The sequence below is a fragment of the Micromonospora sp. DT4 genome, from assembly GCF_049841675.1.
GTDB lineage: Bacteria > Actinomycetota > Actinomycetes > Mycobacteriales > Micromonosporaceae > Micromonospora.
In genome coordinates this window covers 1-1,045 of the sequence record NZ_JBNCKT010000305.1, presented here as the reverse complement: position 1 = coordinate 1,045, position 1,045 = coordinate 1, and the positions used below count along the sequence as shown (strand labels likewise).

Annotated in this window: 1 protein-coding gene; it reads right to left on the bottom strand. The window is 69.5% G+C overall.

The genetic code is table 11. The features are described 5' to 3' along the window. The coding region (locus ACLQ24_RS29795; RefSeq protein ID WP_425895065.1) for an IS1634 family transposase at nucleotides 1-1,045 on the bottom strand (1,045 nt) is incomplete at both ends.

The window sequence follows — 1,045 nt, the reverse complement described above, 5'->3', positions numbered from 1 at the left end:
CGGCCACGACCTCGGTGACCGGCCAGTCGTCGCGGTCGGTGACCAGGATGCGTTTACCGAAGATTTCCTCGGCCAGCGCGGCGTGGGCCTGTTCGTCGATCTGCCAGGCCAGCCGCAGCTCGGCCGGGGTGTCTCCGGTCAGTTGCCAGGTCAGGACCCGTTTGACCCAGGGGTCTTTGATGATCTGCCCGATCTCGGCGGTGACCTTGTCGGCGGGGCGGCGGGTGCGGCCGCGGGCCAGGGTGTCGGCCAGCACGCCGAGGCGGGCCTGGGCTTTGGTCAGGGTTTGGGTGAAGCCGCGGGCCTGGGCGGCGTGCAGGCTCGGTGAGTGGGTCAGGACCACGCGCCGGTCCTGGCCGTAGACCTCTCGGCGGGTGTCCAGGGCGGTCAGCTGGTCGAACCGGTCGGTGTCGACCAGCCGGCGGTGGCGGGTGGGCAGGGCGAGCAGGTCCGGGCAGTCCGAGGGTGGTACCGAGCCGACGTAGTGCAGTTCGGCGGCGCTCAGGTGGGCGAAGTTGGCCACCGAGTTCTGCCCGGCGTCGAACACCACGGTGATCGCGTCCGGGTCGCCGCCCAGCCGGGTGTGCCGGGTCCGTAGTTCGTCGATCATGGTGGTGAATTGGGTGACGTCCGGTTTGTTGCCCGGGTAGGTGTGTGACAGCAGCGGGATCCCGCCGTCGCGGGTCACGATCAGGCCCAGGCCGATCAGGCGCAGGTCGACGCGCTTCTGTTTGGCCTTACCCCGCTGGGCGAGCGGGGCGTGCGGGTTAGTGCTGTCCAGGTAGGTGGCGAAGTTGGTCATGTCCAGGGCCAGGCCGGTGGTGTCCAGGCCGAACTCGGCGATCATTCGGGCGGACACGGCGCGTTCGATCTCGGCCAACTCGGCCGTGGTGACCACGCGCATCGCGTTCCAGAACCGGCGGTGGTCCAGCACCCGCGCCGGGATCTTGGTGAACCGGTCCGCGGCAGTGGTCGCCCACCAGTCGGCGAAGGCCAGTTTCGAGCAGGGATCGACCACCCGGTTGAGGGTGGCCAACGCCAGATA